Below are 17014 nucleotides of genomic sequence, written 5' to 3'. Positions count from 1 at the left end.
GGCGCTCTCCGCCGCCTCCACGGCCGGACCCGCCATCGATGGCGGAACCGATACGGACGCCGAGGTCGCCCCGAATCCGGCGCCCCGGTGTTCGCGTTCCCCCTCGCCCGGCAGCAGGTCGAGCACGAGGTCGACGACGGAGTCCGGCCCGGGCACCGGCACCCCGGGCGCCGAAGCCGGCGCGCCCGGACCCGCGTCCCCACCGAAAGCGGGCGTGCCCGGACCCGCGCCCGAATCGAAAGCAGGCGTGCCCGGACCCGCGCCCGAACCGAAAGCCGGCCCACCCGGACCCGCACCCTGCCCGGAAAGCGGCCCACCCGGACCCGCGCCCGGCCCGAGAACCGGTCCACCCGGGCCCGCGCCCGGCCCGGAAACCGGGGTCACCGGCCCCCCGTCCGAACCGAAAGCCTGCCCGCCCGGCCCGGCCCGCCCGGTCCCGGCGGCCGGCGTGTGCGGCTCGTCCTCCATCGCCCAGCCCCCCGCCCCGGCCCGCTCCCCCGCCGCGGCCCAGGCGTCCGTGACCCGGCCCGCTCCGTCCGGGCCCACCCATTCCCGTACCGGGACCGCCCCGTACCTCTCCTCCCCGTACTCCGGTTCCTCCCGGTTCTCCGGGTTCCCGGAGCTGTCCGACACCGTGGATCGCATTCCCGCCTCCGTCATGTGCGTCGTGTCACGCGAAGAGTCGCCGCCAGGTCTCCGGGCCCGGATAGCCGTCGGCCTCCGTGCCCCTCCAGCCCTGGGCCTTCTGGAAGGCCTCGACGTTGCGTCGGTCCGCCTCGGTCCACCGAGGGCCGGGGCCCGACAGGTAGTGCTTGCCGTATCCCTTCTTCACCAACTGCTTGCCGAGCTTGTCGACATGGCTGTTGGACTGACCCGGCCGGAAATAGCCCCGCCCGGGGAATCCCCCGACCGCTGTGGAGCCGCCCGCGGCGGGGATGTCGTGGCCGGTTCCGTTCACCAGCAGGCGCCAGGTGTCGGGGCCGGGGATGCCGTCGGCCTCCTTGCCCCTCCAGCCCTGGGCCTTCTGGAACGCCTGGGTGGCCAGCCGGTCGGCGCTGCCCCAGGCAGGGCCGGGGCCGACCTTGTAGAAGCGCTTGCCGCCCCGGTCGACGAGCATCTTGCCGAGCCGGGTGACGTAGCCGTTCTTCGTACCGGGGCCGAACTTCGAGGCGCCCGGGAACAGCGTCTTCGACGAGCCGCTGTCACCGGTTCCGCTCGTCAGGCCCTTGTAGCGGTAGGCGACGTAGCTGCCCGAGTGGGTCCAGTACGCCATGGGCGTCGTCTGCTTACGGGTGTGCGGCGTGGTCTGCTCGTACGCCGTGTAGTGGGTGTGCGTGTAGTCGGTCCAGCCGCCGAAGATCGTGACGTGCGAGCCCTTCGCGGGGTCGGCCGGATTGTGGAAGAGCAGGATGTCGCCGGGCTGGAGTTCCTCCCGGGCGATGCGCGTCCCGAACGTGGCGAGGCTGCCGGTCCACTCGTTGCCGGCCAGGTTCCAGGCCATCGAGACATAACCGGAGCAGTCCTGGCGGTACCCGTCCGACCAGTACTTCGTCATGCTGTAGGGGACCTGAGCGGTGACCCATTTCTTCGCCCGGTTGATGATGTCGGCGCGGGTGGTGGTGCGCAGCGTCGGTGTGGACGCCTGGGACGCCGGTGGTCCGGAGGCCCCCGAGCCCTGCAGTGGTCCCGGTCCGCCCTGCGGGCTGTCCGGTCCGGGCGCGGCGGTGTCGGCCGCCTGGCCCGGGTCCGTCACCGGGGATGGGTCGGCCGCCGCACCCGCCGCCTCCGCGAGACCGGCGCTCAGCACCACTCCCGCAGCGGTGACCAGCACCATCGCGCGCCGCGCGCCGTGGGCGGCCGGGTGTCCTCCGTACCGCGTCGGCAGTCCGGCGGCTGCGGTGCGCCGTTGTACGGCGCATCCCGCACAGGTGCAGTCGATGGCGGGCACGTACTCCTCGAAGGCCGGCACAGTCATGCGATTCCCTCCGCACTCGTCAAGATCTTTGGGCGCATCTGTACGGGCGTCAGTGTCTCAACTCTCCTGACATATCGCATTTTGACGGATAGAAGATAAAAAACGACCATCCGACAGGCCGCAACAGAGGGGAAATGGTCAGGAGCACGGCCGGAGATCGGGTAGAGTTCTCCAGGTCAGCAGGCGCCGCTAGCTCAGTTGGTTAGAGCAGCTGACTCTTAATCAGCGGGTCCGGGGTTCGAGTCCCTGGCGGCGCACGCAGAGTAAGGCCCCCTCACCACGCGTGAGGGGGCCTTACTCGTTCCCGCACATTCCCTCGCTTTCCCTCGCCTCCCGCGCAGGCGTCACACCGCGCGCGCTTTGCTCACGCACAGCCTGTGCATCCTTGACGGCCGACCACCCCCGGGCGTCCCGACGGCGCGGCGATCCCCGCCCGCACCCCTTTACGCCCTCACTCCGCCACTTCACAAGAGCCCCACAAATCGTGCGTATGAGCGGGTAATAACCCCTTTCGCCCTTGCGGTCACGGCTGGCGTCGGCCAGTCTGTCTGGGAGTCGTCGGCACCAACCACGCCGACGGAGCAGACAGTTGGGGGATTTGGAGACGAATATTCCGGTTGTGTCCGACGTGCGGGGGAGCCGTCGTGCACAAGCAAACGCCGAGCAGGCATCATGCAACCGGAAGGATGCCGTTCCTTGTCTCAGGAACGGTGACCCGCCACTGAGCCGTCGGCCGCGTTCCAGGGGGACCCGCGGCGGACGAGACGAAACGACCGACCGACCGACCACGCAGTCTCGCCTGCGTGCAGGGGGATGACCCATGACGTCGACGCCGCCAGGCGCCCGGCAGGACCACGACCCGTCCCGGACGACACAGCTTCGGATACCCACCCAGCTGCGGTCCGGGGGCCAGCGGCGGCGACAGAAGAAAGCGCTGCCACGGTACGACTACGAGCACTACAGCCGGCTCGCCGGGCCTCTGACCCAGCCCGACCCCACCCGGCCCTACACCGTGAAGTACCGCTCACTCCTCTCCCAGGAACCGCACCGGATCCGTGCGGCACTTCTGCTGGGGGCCGCGCCGCTCGTCTCTCTCGGCCTCTTCGCCTGGCTGATGCAGCCCGGCCACTGGACACAGCGCGACCCGAACCTCAAGAACGACACGCTGCTGATCCTCGACATCGTGATGCTGGTGTCGATCGGTCTGATCGAGCTCTTCCGCACTCTGAACGTCCTCTCCAACGCGCACGCCACGCTGGTGGCACGCGATCCGGTCCCGGTCGTGCCGGAGACCGGCACCCGGGTCGCCTTCCTCACCTCCTTCGTCCCGGGCAAGGAGCCCCTGGAGATGGTGACGAAGACCCTGGAGGCCGCCGTCCGCATCCGCCACCGCGGACCGATGCACGTCTGGCTCCTCGACGAGGGTGACGACCCGGCGGTGAAGGAGGTCTGCCGGCGGCTCGGCGTGCACCACTTCTCCCGCAAGGGCGTGGCGCACTGGAACCAGGCCAAGGGCCCGCACCGGGCGAAGACCAAGCACGGCAACTACAACGCCTGGCTCGACGCCCACGGCGACGCGTACGACTTCTTCGCATCGGTCGACACCGACCATGTCCCGATGCCGAACTACCTGGAGCGGATGCTCGGGTACTTCCGCGACCCGGACGTCGGCTTCGTCATCGGTCCGCAGGTCTACGGCAACTACGACACCTTCGTCACCAAGGCCGCCGAGTCCCAGCAGTTCCTCTTCCACGCGCTGATCCAGCGCGCCGGCAACCGCTACGGCGCCCCCATGTTCGTCGGCACCAGCAACGCGGTGCGCATCAGTGCCCTCAAGCAGATCGGCGGTCTCTACGACTCGATCACCGAGGACATGGCGACCGGCTTCGAGATGCACCGCGCCCGCAATCCGCGGACCGGCCGCAAGTGGCGCTCGGTCTACACCCCGGACGTACTGGCCGTCGGCGAGGGCCCGACCGCGTGGACGGACTTCTTCACCCAGCAGCTGCGCTGGTCGCGCGGGACGTACGAGACGATCCTCAAGCAGTACTGGAAGGGCTTCTTCTCCCTGCCCGCGGGCAAGCTCTTCAACTACACGATGATGATCATCTTCTATCCGATGTCCGCCATGAACTGGATACTCGCGGCCCTCAGTTGCGCGCTGTTCCTGGGCATGGGCGCGTCCGGTGTGCAGATCGACCCGACCGTCTGGATGATGCTGTACGGCAACGCCTCGGCGCTCCAGATCGGCCTGTACGTCTGGAACCGACGGCACAACGTCTCGCCGCACGAGCCCGAGGGTTCCGGCGGCCTCGCCGGCATGATGATGTCCGCGCTCTCCGCGCCGGTCTACGCACGCTCCCTCATGGACGCCGTGCTGCGCCGCAAGAGCTCGTTCGTCGTGACACCCAAGGGCGACTCGTCGAGTCCGGACACCCTCTTCGGGACCTTCCGCATCCACCTCTTCTTCATCCTCGTCTTCGCCGGCTCCATCACGGCCTCCCTCGTGCTCGGCCACAGCCACCCGGCGATGCTCACCTGGGCCTCGCTGGCGCTGCTGATCACCGCCGCGCCGATCTTCGGCTGGCGGTACACCATGTGGGCCGAGAAGAAGAAGCGGCGCGCGGGCCCGCCGCCGAGCGGACCACCCGCGCACGCCCAGCAGGAGAAGCCCCACTGGGCCGGCAACGAACAGACCATGCAGATCGCCCTTGGGGGACGTAAACGATGAAGTACCGTCCGAGCCGCCGTACCCGCCGCATGGCGATCAGTACGGCGGTGGTTCTCGCGCTCGCGGGAGCGAACGGGCCGTGGCTGTACCGCTTCAGCACCGAGCGCTACCACGCGTACAAGATCGATCAGTCGGACTACAAGGCGTCCAACGGGCACTGGGACTTCCTGGACATCCCCGCCGAGTTCCGGATCAACACGATCCACGCGGCGCTGCTGCACACCGGCAAGGTCCTGCTCGTCGCGGGCTCGGGCAACAACCAGAAGAACTTCGACGCGAAGAGCTTCCGGTCGGTGCTGTGGGACCCGGAGACCAACGCCTTCAAGGACATCCCCACGCCCAAGGACATGTTCTGCGCCGGTCACACCCAACTGCCCGACGGCAAGCTGCTCATAGCCGGCGGTACGAAGCGGTACGAGAAGCTCAGGGGTGACGTCACCAAGGCCGGCGGCCTGATGATCGTGCACAACGAGGACCCGGACAAGCCGGTCACGCTGCCGGCGGGCACCCGGTTCACCGGCAAGGAGAACGGCAAGACCTTCGTCTCCAAGGACCCCGTGCTGGTGGAGAAGGCGACCAAGGTCTTCGACAGGAACACCGGCGCCTTCCTGCGCAACGACCCGGGGCTCGGCCGCATCTACGTCGAGGCGCAGCAGTCCGGTGCGAAGCACGAGACGGGCACCGAGGACAACTACCGAATAGCGGGTCTGTCCGGCTCCGACACCCGCAACGTCTACGGGATCGCCCAGAAGCTGGCCCTCGACAAGAAGGACTTCCAGGGCATCCGTGAGGCCTTCGAGTTCGACCCGGTGGCGGAGAAGTACATCACCGTCGACCCGATGAACGAGGCCCGCTGGTACCCGACGCTCACCACGCTGAAGGACGGCAAGGTCCTCGCCCTGTCCGGTCTGGACGAGATCGGGCAGATCGTCCCCGGCAAGGACGAGGTCTACGACCCGGAGACCAAGAAGTGGGAGTACACCGGCATCGTCCGGAAGTTCCCCACCTATCCGGCGATCTTCCTGCTCGGCGACGGCAAGCTCTTCTACTCCGGCTCGAACGCCGGCTACGGGCCCGCCACCGTCGGCCGCGCCCCCGGTGTCTGGGACCTGGCGACGAACAAGTTCACCGAGGTCCCCGGCCTGAGCGACCCGGACATGATGGAGACGTCGGCGACCGTACGGCTGCCCCCGGCTCAGGACGAGAAGTTCATGGTGATCGGCGGGGGCGGCGTCGGCGAGTCCGGCAAGTCCAGTGAGAAGTCCCGGCTGGTCGACCTGAAGGACGCCGACCCCGAGTTCAAGGACGGCGCCTCCCTCGACGAGGGCACCCGCTACCCGAGCGCGTCCCTGCTGCCCGACGACTCCCTGCTGGTCACCGGCGGCTCCAACGACTACCGCGGCCGCGGTGGCTCCGACGTGCTGCAGGCCCGGCTGTACGACGCGAAGTCGGACACCTACCAGCGGGTCGCCGACCCGGCGGTGGGCCGCAACTACCACTCGGGGTCCGTGCTCCTGCCCGACGGCCGGGTCATGATCTTCGGCTCCGACTCGCTCTACTCCGACAAGGCCGGCACCCGGCCGGGTGTCTTCGAGCAGCGCATCGAGATCTACACCCCGCCGTACCTGTACCGCGACTCACGGCCCGAGCTGACCGCCGGACCGAAGAGGATCGAGCGCGGGAGCACGGCTGTGTTCACCAGCAACCAGGCCTCGTCCATCAAGTCGGCGAAGCTGATGCGGCCGAGCGCGGTCACCCATGTCACGGACACCGACCAGCGTTCCGTGGCGCTGGACCTGAAGCAGACCGACGGCGGGATCTCGGTGACGGTGCCCGGGAACCGGGCGCTGGTGCCTTCGGGCTGGTACATGCTGTTCGTCACCGACGACAAGGGCACGCCGTCCGAGGGCACCTGGGTGGAGGTGCCCTGAGGGCTGCACCGCGGCACCGGGCAGGACGCTCCTATTCGGTGCCGCGGGCCAGCCCCAGCGCGTACTCGGGCCACCAGTCGCCCGCCTTCGGGCCGCCCCGGCAGTCGCCGTCGGACTCGCCCGGCCGCTTGATCCAGAGGTAGGCGTCGACCAGCTCTTCGCCCGTGGACGTCGTCGGCGGCTCGCCGAGGGCCCGTCCCGGCGGGTTGCACCAGTTCTCCTCGGGGGCGCCGCCGGTGTACGGGCCGTTGCCGTTGCGGCTGGTGTCGATCACGAACGGCTTGTTGCCGACCTTCGCCGACAGCTGCTTGCCGAACTCCTTGCTGACCGCGGTGGTCTGGAAGTTGGAGACGTTGACCGCGAAACCGTCGGCCGCGCCGATGCCCGCCTGCTGCAACGGTTGGAACAACGCGTCCGGAGTGTGCCAGCCCGCGTTGCCCGCATCCAGGTACACACGGGTCTCCGGCAGCTGGCCGAGGCGCTCCACCGCACCCTTGAGCAGGTCGTAGCGCTCCTCGTGGAACTCCTGCGGGGTGCACCCGTCGACCAGGTGCAGCACCGCGTCCGGCTCCAGGATCACGGTCGCGCCCCGGTCTCCGATGCCCTTGGCGACGCTGTCCAGCCAGGCGCGGTAGGCGTCGCCGTCGGCGGCGCCGCCCTTGGAGAACTGTCCGCAGTCGCGGTGCGGGATGTTGTAGAGGACCAGCACGGCTTCCCGGTCGGCCTTCTCGGCGGCCTCCGTGAAGCCCTTCGCCTCTTCCTCCGGATTGTCCGTGCCGATCCACTCGCCGACCGGCTGCCGCGCGATCCGGCGGATGAGGGCGGCCTCCTTCTCCTTGCCGTCCCCGGTGTAGCGGGCGACCTGCTCGGCCGCGTTCCCGTCGGGGTTGACCCAGTACGGGTCGGTGCCCTTGGGCTGCTGGCCGATGGCGGCCGGGTTCCCGCCCGCGCCGGAACCGGCGTGGTTCTCCCCGTCGCCGTCGCCGGAAGAGGTACATCCCGCGAGCAGCAGTGCGGCGGCCGCCGCGGCCACGCCCACCCCTCGCATGTCGAACCGGCCGTTGTGGCTGCCGTACATCCACTCCCCCTCGACTGCGACGGCGGTGCACTGTCGCATCGCCGTCCATCCTGGCACAGGGCCCGGGACCGGCCCGGCCCCTCACGACATCGTCGAAGAGCTGTTACGGCGGGTTCACCACGCTCTGCCCGGCCTGTCCGCGTGCGGAGCGTGACCGATTATCGACGTAACGTCAGAAACTGGTTGGGGAGCCGCAGTTCGCGCCCCTACAGTGGGTCGTGCGGCGGACCCGGACGCCACCGACCTCCCGTGTCCGCGCCGGGCCACTCCCGCGGCCCGCGCCCCGCGGTCGAGGACCGGCCCGGCCGGCGCCCGGAGAACCGGGCGCCGGCCGGGCCGGATACCGAAGGCGTCAGCCGCCGATCGGCGCGCCCGCCTCACCTGTCGCGCGCTCCAGGGCCTGCTCCCGTGCCTCCTCCCGCGACTTCTCGCCCGTGAGGTAGGCCGAGACGACCACGTTCGCCGTGTACGACTTCGACTCACGGTCGTACGTGCCGCCGCAGGTGATCAGCCGGAGTTCGGCCCGGCCGTCCTTGCGGGGGCCGTAGGCCTTCTGCGCGTTGAAGCGTTCGCGGGTGAAGACCTGGACGTCGTCGATGGTGAACTCGGCGACGGTGCCGTCGGTCCGGGTCACCTCGACCTCGGCGCCGGGGCGGGCCGCGCTGAGCCCGTAGAAGACGGCCGGCTTCGTCTCGGTGTCGACGTGGCCGACGAAGAGGGCCGGGCCCTTGGCACCGGGCTCGGCGCCGGCCCCGTACCAGCCGACCGTCTGGGGCGTGTCGAAGGACGGCGGTTCGATCGCCCCGTCCTTGTCCAGCCCCCGGGACACGACGGGGGCCCGGATCCCGATCGACGGGATCTCCACGCTGCTCGGCGCGACGCCCTCGATCGGGTCGTGGGCCGGGGGCAGCGGCACGCCGAGCGGTCGGCCGACCGCTGCGACGTCGCCGGTGGTCGGCGCGGAACTGGCGCCGGAGCCACCGGTGATGCCGCGGCCCCAGAGCCACAGACCCAGCAGGAGTACGGCCCAGGCCACTCCGGTGAGCAGCCTGCCGTGCCCCGCCGAGCGGTCCGAGGCGGACACGTCAGTCGGTGGCCGGGCGGCGTCGTCGCACGCTGCGGAAGGCGACGGCGACGGCCGCGACGGCGGCCAGGGCGAGGCCGACCACGGCATGAACGGTGCCGGGACCGTCCTGCTGGGCCTGGTCGGCGAGCACGGCCGTGCCGCCACCGCCCGCCCGGACCGGGGCCAGCGGCATGGGCCGGTTGCGGTGGACGACGGTCAGCACGGCGGACGCCTTGGTGTGCTTGTCGTCCTTGCAGACCACCTGGACGTCGTAGTCGCCGGGCTCGGCGTCCGAGCGGACGCGGGCCTCGGCGAAGAGCGTCCTGTCGCCACCGGGCGAGAAGCGCGCCTCGGAGACGAAGGCGTCGGAGCTGCCCTTGGCCTCCTTGCCCTTGCAGCCGTCGACCTCCAGGTCGACCTCGCCGCCCGGGGAGACGGAGGACGGGGAGACGGAGAGCGTGGCCCGGGACCGTGAGTCGTCGTGGTCCGAGTCGGAGTTGGCCAGTGCGACGGAAGCGGGCATCAGGGTCGCCGCGGCCACCGCGGCGGCACAGAACGTGAGGGATATTGAACGCATCGTGAACCTCCTAATGGCAGGTTCACGCGTGCCGCGGCATCTCGCATCCGCAGAGGGGCCCGCGCTGGGCCGGTGGAGTGCGGGGAGGCGGCCGTACCTGCCCGCTCCCCCGCCCCCGCCGGGTCAGCCCACGTCGACGAGTTCGACCAGGTCGGCGATGGATTCGACGACCGTGGACGGCCGGAACGGGTACTTGTCGATGTCCGCCACCGTAGTGAGTCCGGTCAGCACCAGGAAGGTCTGCATGCCCGCCTCCAGACCGGCCAGCACATCGGTGTCCATCCGGTCGCCGATCATGGCGCTGGACTCGGAGTGGGCGCCGATCGCGTTGAGCCCGGTCCGCATCATCAGCGGGTTGGGCTTGCCCGCGAAGTAGGGGGCCTTGCCGGTGGCCTTGGTGATGAGGGCGGCGACGGAGCCCGTCGCGGGCAGCGGGCCCTCGGCGGAGGGGCCGGTCTCGTCGGGGTTGGTGCAGATGAACCGCGCCCCGTTGTTGATCAGCCGGATCGCCTTGGTGAGCGCCTCGAAGGAGTACGTACGCGTCTCGCCGAGGACGACGTAGTCGGGCTCGTGGTCGGTGAGGACGTAGCCGATGTCGTGCAGCGCGGTCGTGAGCCCCGCCTCGCCGATGACGTAGGCCGTGCCGCCGGGCCGCTGGTCGTCCAGGAACTGGGCGGTGGCGAGCGCGGAGGTCCAGATGTTCTCGACGGGGACGTCGAGGCCCATGCGGCTGAGCCGGGCGTGCAGGTCCCGGGCGGTGTAGATCGAGTTGTTGGTGAGGACCAGGAAGGGAAGCCCCGAGTCCCGCAGCCGCTTGATGAAGGCATCCGCGCCGGGGATCGGCGTCCCCTCGTGGATGAGGACTCCGTCCATGTCGGTCAGCCAGGACGAGATCGGCTTGCGCTCTGCCATGTGGGACTCCAGTTGCCGTACGCCAGGTGCGGGGACGCCGGCGGCACCGCGTTGTGCAGCGCCGACGCCCCCGATTTTAGGGGGTCGGGCAATGGGCGGGGGAAGGGCCGGGCACCAGGAGCCGATCTTCGTTCAGCGCGGGACGCGGCGGGTCCGGCGGGCCCTGATGACGACGGCTCCGCCTCCGATCAGGAGGCCGGCGACGGTGAGGGCGGGCAGCGGAACCGGTACGGAGAAACCGGTGGCGGCGAGTTCCGGGACCGCGGCCGGGTCGAGGCCGGGCGCGACGGGGCGCCGGGTGCCGGTGGTGCCGGTGGTGGGACTGGCGTCCGGCCTGGCGGGGACGCGGCCGGTGACGCTGTCGCTCTCCTTCTCCTTGCCCACCTCACCGGCCTCCTCGGTCTCCCCGGGTTCCTCGGCGGGGTCGTCGTCCGTGACGGTCCCGCTGCCGTCGTCCTCGACCACGGTGAACGGGTAGTCCTCGGACTCACCGACCCACTCCCCGTCGAGGCCCTGGCTCCCGGTACCGCTGTCGGTGCGCTGCCGCTGGACGATCGCGGCGTTCGCGGTGATCCGGCCGGGGCTGGTGTCGGAGGTGAACGCCAGCCTGACCTGCACGGTGACGGTCCGGCCGGCGGGGACGGTGAAGCCGGGGAAGGAGTCGTCGCCCTCGCCGCCGAAGACGCCGATGTGCTCGTCGCGGTCGGTCGTCTCCCAGCTGACGCGGTGTTCGACACCGGGATGGGTGCGTTCGGAGAACTCCAGCTGGATCTGGTCCGAGGTCAGGGCGCGGTCCTCGTCGGTGAGGACCAGGACCGGGTGGATCGCGCGGCAGGACTCCGCGGTGGTGTTGGTCAGGTCGAGGAACCAGGTGCCGTAGCCGCCGCCGGAGGCGTAGGTCTCCGGGCCACCGTGGATCCGGGTGCCGATCGGGAAGTCCGCGGCCCCCGGGTCACCGCAGGCGGGTCGTCGGTCGGCGGCGACGGAGCCGGGTGCGGAGGCGGGGGCCAGGCCGGACGCCGGGGTGGTGGCGGTGTTGCGTTGCGGGGCGGCGGACGCGGCCGCGGTGCCGCCGAGCACGACGGCCGGCATGACGCTCGCCGCGGCCAGTCCGAGCGCGAGACCGTGCCGGGGCCGGCTGCCCGCGGGGGGCGGCGGCGACGGAGGGCGCGCGGGGACGGAGGGTTCGGGGGAAGAGTTCGCCGGGGGCGGTGTGGGGGGCATCGTGGGGCAGCCTTCGCTTCTCGCGGACATGGTCGGCTCGCCCCGGGCCCCGGAGTTCACCGGTTTGGGAGCGACGCTGCCACGGAGGTGCTGACGGGCCGCCACCGACATGCCGCGGAGTCCTGCGGCCGGCCGCCGGGAAACGCTCGATCAGCCCAGTTCCGCGCGGGAGGCCCCGGGTTCTTCCGTGCGGATCAGGCCGGACAGGTGTGCGTGGCCGGCCCCGGCACGATCCGGACGGGAGGCCCCGGACGGGCCCCCGTCCCCCTGCGGGTCCGCACCCCCCACGCGGCCGAACAGCGGGGCGAGGATCAGCTGGGCCGCCCCTTCTGCGACCGGCTGCTCCCCGCCGCCGGCGGCGACGACCGGTACGGGCGCCCCGCCGGCCCCGTCGCGCCGGGCCCGTTCGTCGAGCACCGCGCCTACCCCGCGGACGTACGCGTCGGGGTCGGCCGCGACCGTGCGTCCGCCCAGCACCACCCGGTCGATGTCGAGCAGCCCGACCAGGTTGGCGGCGCCGGTCCCGAGCACCCGTGCCGCCTCGGCGACGTCGCCCCGGCCGACGGCGGCCAGGCACAGCGCCTCGATGCAGCCCCGCCCGCCGCAGCTGCACCGGACGCCGTCCAGCTGGACGGTCTGGTGGCCGAACTCGCCGGCTCCGGTCCTGGCCCCTCGGTGCACCACCCCGCCGAGCACCAGCCCGGAGCCGAGGCCGGTGCCCAGGTGGAGGTAGGCGAAGTCGGCGGGGTCCGGGGCCTGGAGGGCGAGCCCGAGGGCGGCGGCGTTGGTGTCCTTGTCGATGACGACGGGCAGCCCGGTCCGCGCGGCGAGCTCGTCCCGGAGCGGGTAGCCGTCCCACTGCGGAAACCCCGTGACGCGGTGCAGCACCCCGCCCCGGTGGTCGAGCGGTCCAGGTACGGCGACACCCACCCCGAGCACCGGCAGCGCACGGTCGCCCCGCACCGCCGCGACCGCCCCGGCCGCCGCCGCGAGCACCTCGTCGGCCGGGGCGCCGAGGTCCAGCGGAGCGGTACGGCTCCCGGCCACCGTGCCCGCGAGGTCGACGAGCACCACGGTCAGCTCGTCGCGGTCCAGGTGGAGCCCCACCGCGTGGCCGGCGTCGGGCACCAGCCGCAGCACGGTGCGCGGCTTGCCGCCCGTCGATGCGCGGCGCCCGGCCTCGGCGGCCAGGCCCTCGGCACGCAGCCTGGCGGTGATCTTGCTGACGGCCTGCGGGGTGAGCCCGGTCCGCCCGGCCAGTTCGAGCCGGCTGATGCCGCGCTCGCCCGCCGCCCGCAGCAGGTCCAGCACGAGCGCCGCGTTGTGGCTGCGCAGTGTCGGCAGGTTCGCGCCGCTGTTGGTCCTGTTCACGGACCCATTGTCTCCCGCGCTTGCACTTTGGCAACAGCGTTGCCAAAGTGGAAGGCATGACTGCCCACGCGACTCACGAGACCTCCGGTACGGCCCCGACCCCCCTGCGCGTCGGACTCGTCGGCTACGGCCTGGCGGGTTCCGTCTTCCACGCCCCGCTGATCGCCGCGACCGAGGGCCTCGTCCTGGACACGGTCGTCACGTCGAACGAGGAGCGCCGGGAGCAGGCCCGCGCCGAGTTCCCCGCCGTGCGGTTCGCCGCCTCGCCGCAGGAGCTGTGGCCGCGTGCGGACGAGCTCGACCTGATCGTGATCGCTTCGCCGAACAAGACCCATGTACCGCTCGCTACGGCCGCGCTGAAGGCAGGCCTGCCGGTGGTCGTGGACAAGCCGGTCGCGGGGACGGCTGCCGAGGCCCGGGAGCTGGCGGCCCTGGCGCAGGAGCGTGGGCTGCTGCTCTCGGTCTTCCAGAACCGCCGCTGGGACAACGACTTCCTCACCCTGCGTTCGCTGATCGCGGACGGTGAGCTGGGTGAGGTCCAGCGCTTCGAGTCGCGCTTCGAGCGGTGGCGCCCGCAGCCGAAGGGCGGCTGGCGCGAGTCGGGCGATCCGCAGGAGATCGGCGGGCTGTTGTACGACCTGGGCAGCCATGTCGTCGACCAGGCGCTCGTCCTGTTCGGTCCGGCGGCCCAGGTGTACGCGGAGTCGGACGTACGCCGTCCGGGCGCGGCGGCCGACGACGACACGTTCCTGGCGATCACCCACACCAGCGGGGTCCGCTCGCATCTCTACGTCAGTGCGACGACGGCCCAGCTCGGCCCGCGCTTCCGGGTGCTCGGTTCCACCGCCGGCTATGTGAAGTACGGCCTCGACCCCCAGGAGGCGGCCCTGCGCGAAGGCGCGCGCCCGACGGCGGACACGGCCTGGGGCGTGGAGGACGAGGACCTGTGGGGCCGGCTCGGCTCGGGCGAGTCCCCGCTCACGGGCGGCGGCACCCCGGTCCGTACGCTGCCGGGCGACTACCCCGCGTACTACGCGGCGGTCGCCGACGCGCTGCGCGGTAAGGGCGAGAACCCGGTGACCGCCCTCCAGGCAGCCGCCGCGCTGGACGTACTCGAGGCCGCCCGCCGCTCGGCCCGCGACGGCGTCACGGTCCCCCTGCCCACGGCCTCCGCGTCCGTATCGACCACCGCTCACGCCACCGAGGAGCAGTCCGCATGAACCCCACCGCTCCGACCATCTCCGAGCTGATCGCCCAGGAGCGCAGGCTGACCCTGCCGCATTTCGGCTACGACGACGCGTACGCGCTCGGCGGCCTGCTCGTCGCCATGGCCCGGGAGCGGCACGCCCCGGTCGCGATCGACATCCGGCGCGGGGCCCAGCAGCTCTTCCATGCCGCGCTGCCCGGTTCCAGCGCGGACAACGACGCGTGGATCGAGCGCAAGCGCAAGGTCGTCGAGCGGTACGGCGAGAGTTCCTACCTGGTCGGGACCCGGTTCCGGGCCAAGGGCACGACCTTCGACGAGGCCTCGCGACTGGACCCTGACACATACGCGGCGCACGGCGGTTCGTTCCCGATCGCGGTCGAGGGCGCGGGCGTCATCGGTTCGGTCACGGTGTCGGGGCTGCCCCAGGCGGAGGACCACGCACTGGTGGTCGAGGCACTGGAGCAGTTCGCCACGAAGATCAACGGCTGACACACCGGAGGGGCGGGCACCGCCATCAGGCAGCGCCCACCCCTCCGACCTCTACGCGCTCGGCACCATCGGCAAAAGCAAGCCCGTCCGGCGCTCGAGGACATCTTTCACAGCCCGTCCGGCGCTTGAGGACGTCCTACCCGGCCCGTCCAGCGGTCGAGGACGAAGCGGCCCCCGGGCGCACCCGGGACCAGAGGCCCCCTACGCCCCCTTCAGCTCCTGCCGCTGCCGCCCCAGCCCCGCAATCTCCAGCTCCACGACATCCCCCGCCCGCAGGTACGGCTTCGGCTCGGGCTGCCCCATCGCCACCCCCGCCGGCGTACCGGTGTTGATCACGTCGCCCGGGTAGAGCGTCATGAAGTGGCTGAGATAGCGCACGACCTCGCCGACCGGGAAGATCTGGTCGGCCGTGGTGCCGTCCTGCTTCAGCTCGCCGTTGACCCAGAGCTCCAGCGGCAGGGCCTGCGGGTCGGCGACCTCGTCGGCCGTCACCAGCCAGGGACCCAGCGGGTTGAACGTCTCGCAGTTCTTGCCCTTGTCCCACGTGCCGCCGCGCTCGATCTGGAACGCGCGCTCGGAGACGTCGTGCGCCACCGCGTATCCGGCGACGTGCGCGAGCCCGTCCTCCGCGGAGTCCAGGTACCGGGCGGTGCGCCCGATGACGACGGCGAGCTCGACCTCCCAGTCGGTCTTCTCGCTGCCGCGCGGCACGAGCACCGTGTCCTCGGGGCCCACGACCGTGTCCGGCGCCTTGAAGAAGAGGATCGGCTCGCCCGGTATCTGGGCGCCGGTCTCCGTGGCGTGATCGTGGTAGTTCAGCCCGATGCACACGATCTTGCCGATCCGGCCGAGCGGCGGACCCACCCGCAGCCCCTCGGCGTCGAGCTCGGGCAGCTCTCCCGGCGCGGCCGCGGCGGCCCGTACCCGGGCCAGCGCGTCCTCGTCGGCGAGCAGCGCACTGTCGATGTCGGTGACGATTCCCGACAGGTCACGCAGGGTTCCGTTCTCATCCAGCAGCGCCGGTCGTTCCGCGCCCGCCGTACCCACACGAAGCAGCTTCAACGGTCTCTCTCCCTTGGTTCGATCGGGCCCGTCGGATGGGTTGCGGCCATCGCAGGCTTGTCCGATCCTCCAAGACATCCGATCACTCTGCAAGACCCTGTTCACACACTGGACCGGCGCACTCGTCGGCTCCTTTACGCCGCAGTGGCCATGGCGGCGCCCGCGGCCGGCATGTCGCGGTACAGGTAGGCCCGCTCGATCGCGGTCCAGGTGGTGCTGGTGACGACGTACAGCGCGGCGGCCAGTGGCACGAAGCCCACGGTGAAGAGCGTGAAGAAGGACATCAGCGGCATCACCTTGGTCATCGCACCCATGCCCGGGACCGGCTGCCCGTCGGGGCCGGTGGCCGGGGTGACGGGGTTGGCGGCCATCTGGCGCTTCGTCCGCCCGTAGTTGAACGTGGCGACGGCGGCGACGATCGCGAAGAGCCCCAGATACACCAGGCCCTGCGCCCCGAACATCCCGCCGTCCGCGAGTGCGTCGCGCCAGCGCTCGCCGAGCGGGGCGCCGAGGAGCTGGTGGCCGAGGAGTTCGTTGGCCTCGTCGCCGATCTTCGTACTGGAGAAGAGGTGGTAGAGCAGGAAGAAGGCCGGCATCTGCAGGAGGCTCGGCAGGCAGCCGGAGAGCGGGGAGACCTTCTCCTCCTTGTGCAGCTCCATGAGCGCCTTCTGCATCCGCTCGGGGTTCTTCTTGTGCTTCTTGCGCAGTTCGGCGATCTGCGGCTGGAGCCTGCGCTGCGCCTTCTGTCCGCGCGCCGCGGCCCGCGACAGGGGATGCACGGCGAGTCGTACGAGGGCGGTGAACAGGACGATCGCGGCGGCGGTGGACGCGTTCTGGAAGAGGGGGTGGAGCGCGTCGGCGAGCGCGCCGACCAGGCTGGCGAATGCGGACATGAAGGCGGACATGGATGAGCCCTCCGGGGGTCTCGTCGTGCCGGGAGTGGATCAGCTTCGGCATGACGATCCGCGCGGGGCGCCCGCTCCCGTCCGCGCACACGGTGGTGTACGCATCCGGGCGGGAGAAGGAGGGAGGGGGCGAGCCCTACGCGGCCGTCAGGAGGGCGTGGCCGGGGGCTCGGGGGCGTCGGCGCCCCTTGGCGTCGGGATCCCGTTGCGGCAGGAACGCGGTGCGTTTCTCCCGGTCGCGCATGGCGGTACGGACCCGGGTGCGGGGCACCGGGGCGGCGCAGCGTGCGCTGATGACCGAGCAGGCGACGAGCGCGGTGCCGGCGGCCGCGGTGGCGGCGAGCGCGACGGCTGCGGAGAGGCTGCCGCCCTCGGCGAGGAGGACCTCGGTGAGGAAGAAGAGCAGGAGTCCGGCGGGCCGCAGGACGCGGGTGAGGCCACCGCGCACGCGGTTCATGGCGCGTGCGTCCATGGTTCCTCCCCCTT

At 71.4% G+C, this 17014-nt stretch carries 14 protein-coding genes and 1 tRNA gene; 5 read left to right on the top strand and 10 right to left on the bottom strand.

From position 1 onward, the window contains the following. Positions 1 to 670 precede the first annotated feature (670 nt). A complete protein-coding gene (locus ABZ434_RS12035; protein WP_359134496.1) occupies positions 671 to 1975 on the bottom strand; it encodes a peptidoglycan-binding protein in 1305 nt (434 codons plus the stop codon). A gap of 183 nt (positions 1976 to 2158) precedes the next feature. On the opposite strand from ABZ434_RS12035, the gene ABZ434_RS12030 reads away from it, so the two are divergent. From ABZ434_RS12030 to ABZ434_RS12020, 3 genes are all read left to right on the top strand, one after another. Beyond that, positions 2159 to 2232: transfer RNA gene (locus ABZ434_RS12030), tRNA-Lys, on the top strand. Between the two features lie 563 nt (positions 2233 to 2795). Continuing rightward, the gene (locus tag ABZ434_RS12025) at positions 2796 to 4706 is read left to right on the top strand and encodes a glycosyltransferase (protein ID WP_359134494.1); all 1911 of its coding nucleotides are present in this window, start codon (positions 2796 to 2798) and stop codon (positions 4704 to 4706) included. Further along, complete coding sequence (locus ABZ434_RS12020; protein WP_359134493.1) at positions 4703 to 6637, top strand: galactose oxidase-like domain-containing protein; 1935 nt, start codon at positions 4703 to 4705, stop codon at positions 6635 to 6637. The genes ABZ434_RS12025 and ABZ434_RS12020 overlap by 4 nt, the downstream gene beginning before the upstream one ends. A 31-nt stretch (positions 6638 to 6668) precedes the next feature. Here the strand turns inward: ABZ434_RS12020 and ABZ434_RS12015 are convergent, their stop codons facing one another. The 6 genes from ABZ434_RS12015 to ABZ434_RS11990 all read right to left on the bottom strand — a co-directional run bounded on the left by ABZ434_RS12015 (position 6669) and on the right by ABZ434_RS11990 (position 12865). After that, a complete protein-coding gene (locus ABZ434_RS12015; protein WP_359134577.1) occupies positions 6669 to 7715 on the bottom strand; it encodes a glycoside hydrolase family 6 protein in 1047 nt (348 codons plus the stop codon). A gap of 352 nt (positions 7716 to 8067) precedes the next feature. Then, positions 8068 to 8799: a class F sortase gene (locus ABZ434_RS12010; protein ID WP_359134491.1), complete on the bottom strand. Its 732-nt coding sequence runs from the start codon at positions 8797 to 8799 to the stop codon at positions 8068 to 8070. Between the two features lies 1 nt (position 8800). After that, positions 8801 to 9358, bottom strand: coding sequence for a hypothetical protein (locus ABZ434_RS12005; RefSeq protein ID WP_359134489.1), 558 nt, complete (start codon positions 9356 to 9358; stop codon positions 8801 to 8803). Between the two features lie 123 nt (positions 9359 to 9481). Further along, positions 9482 to 10270, bottom strand: coding sequence for an HAD-IIA family hydrolase (locus ABZ434_RS12000; RefSeq protein ID WP_359134487.1), 789 nt, complete (start codon positions 10268 to 10270; stop codon positions 9482 to 9484). Between the two features lie 132 nt (positions 10271 to 10402). After that, positions 10403 to 11362, bottom strand: coding sequence for a hypothetical protein (locus ABZ434_RS11995; protein WP_359134485.1), 960 nt, complete (start codon positions 11360 to 11362; stop codon positions 10403 to 10405). Positions 11363 to 11644: 282 nt separating this feature from the next. Next, positions 11645 to 12865, bottom strand: coding sequence for an ROK family transcriptional regulator (locus ABZ434_RS11990; protein ID WP_359134483.1), 1221 nt, complete (start codon positions 12863 to 12865; stop codon positions 11645 to 11647). Positions 12866 to 12921: 56 nt separating this feature from the next. Here ABZ434_RS11990 and ABZ434_RS11985 point away from each other — a divergent pair, with 56 nt between their 5' ends. Beyond that, the gene (locus ABZ434_RS11985; protein ID WP_359134481.1) at positions 12922 to 14085 is read left to right on the top strand and encodes a Gfo/Idh/MocA family oxidoreductase; all 1164 of its coding nucleotides are present in this window, start codon (positions 12922 to 12924) and stop codon (positions 14083 to 14085) included. Next, complete coding sequence (locus ABZ434_RS11980) at positions 14082 to 14561, top strand: heme-degrading domain-containing protein (RefSeq protein ID WP_359134479.1); 480 nt, start codon at positions 14082 to 14084, stop codon at positions 14559 to 14561. Before ABZ434_RS11985 ends, ABZ434_RS11980 begins: the two co-directional genes overlap by 4 nt. Before the next feature lie 201 nt (positions 14562 to 14762). Here ABZ434_RS11980 and ABZ434_RS11975 read toward each other — a convergent pair whose 3' ends face one another. The 3 genes from ABZ434_RS11975 to ABZ434_RS11965 form a co-directional block, all read right to left on the bottom strand. Next, positions 14763 to 15623: a fumarylacetoacetate hydrolase family protein gene (locus ABZ434_RS11975; protein WP_359134477.1), complete on the bottom strand. Its 861-nt coding sequence runs from the start codon at positions 15621 to 15623 to the stop codon at positions 14763 to 14765. A 134-nt stretch (positions 15624 to 15757) separates the two neighbouring features. Continuing rightward, positions 15758 to 16528: a YidC/Oxa1 family membrane protein insertase gene (locus ABZ434_RS11970; protein WP_359134476.1), complete on the bottom strand. Its 771-nt coding sequence runs from the start codon at positions 16526 to 16528 to the stop codon at positions 15758 to 15760. 136 nt (positions 16529 to 16664) lie between these two features. Further along, positions 16665 to 17000, bottom strand: a complete 336-nt coding sequence (locus tag ABZ434_RS11965) for a DUF6412 domain-containing protein (RefSeq protein WP_359134474.1) — start codon at positions 16998 to 17000, stop codon at positions 16665 to 16667. Between the last annotated feature and the right edge of the window lie 14 nt (positions 17001 to 17014).

This window comes from Streptomyces sp. NPDC005761 (assembly GCF_040630635.1).
In the GTDB taxonomy this organism is placed as follows: Bacteria; Actinomycetota; Actinomycetes; order Streptomycetales; family Streptomycetaceae; genus Streptomyces.
This window is presented reverse-complemented; position numbering and strand designations above follow the sequence as displayed.

Bases quoted from the DNA above. Each gene is read 5' to 3' on its own strand.
- ABZ434_RS12035 (WP_359134496.1), bottom strand. From the start codon at position 1,975: ATGACTGTGCCGGCCTTCGAGGAGTACGTGCCCGCCATCGACTGCACC.
- ABZ434_RS12025 (WP_359134494.1), top strand. From the start codon at position 2,796: ATGACGTCGACGCCGCCAGGCGCCCGGCAGGACCACGACCCGTCCCGG.
- ABZ434_RS12020 (WP_359134493.1), top strand. From the start codon at position 4,703: ATGAAGTACCGTCCGAGCCGCCGTACCCGCCGCATGGCGATCAGTACG.
- ABZ434_RS12015 (WP_359134577.1), bottom strand. From the start codon at position 7,715: ATGTACGGCAGCCACAACGGCCGGTTCGACATGCGAGGGGTGGGCGTG.
- ABZ434_RS12005 (WP_359134489.1), bottom strand. From the start codon at position 9,358: ATGCGTTCAATATCCCTCACGTTCTGTGCCGCCGCGGTGGCCGCGGCG.
- ABZ434_RS12000 (WP_359134487.1), bottom strand. From the start codon at position 10,270: ATGGCAGAGCGCAAGCCGATCTCGTCCTGGCTGACCGACATGGACGGA.
- ABZ434_RS11995 (WP_359134485.1), bottom strand. From the start codon at position 11,362: ATGCCGGCCGTCGTGCTCGGCGGCACCGCGGCCGCGTCCGCCGCCCCG.
- ABZ434_RS11985 (WP_359134481.1), top strand. From the start codon at position 12,922: ATGACTGCCCACGCGACTCACGAGACCTCCGGTACGGCCCCGACCCCC.
- ABZ434_RS11980 (WP_359134479.1), top strand. From the start codon at position 14,082: ATGAACCCCACCGCTCCGACCATCTCCGAGCTGATCGCCCAGGAGCGC.
- ABZ434_RS11970 (WP_359134476.1), bottom strand. From the start codon at position 16,528: ATGTCCGCCTTCATGTCCGCATTCGCCAGCCTGGTCGGCGCGCTCGCC.
- ABZ434_RS11965 (WP_359134474.1), bottom strand. From the start codon at position 17,000: ATGGACGCACGCGCCATGAACCGCGTGCGCGGTGGCCTCACCCGCGTC.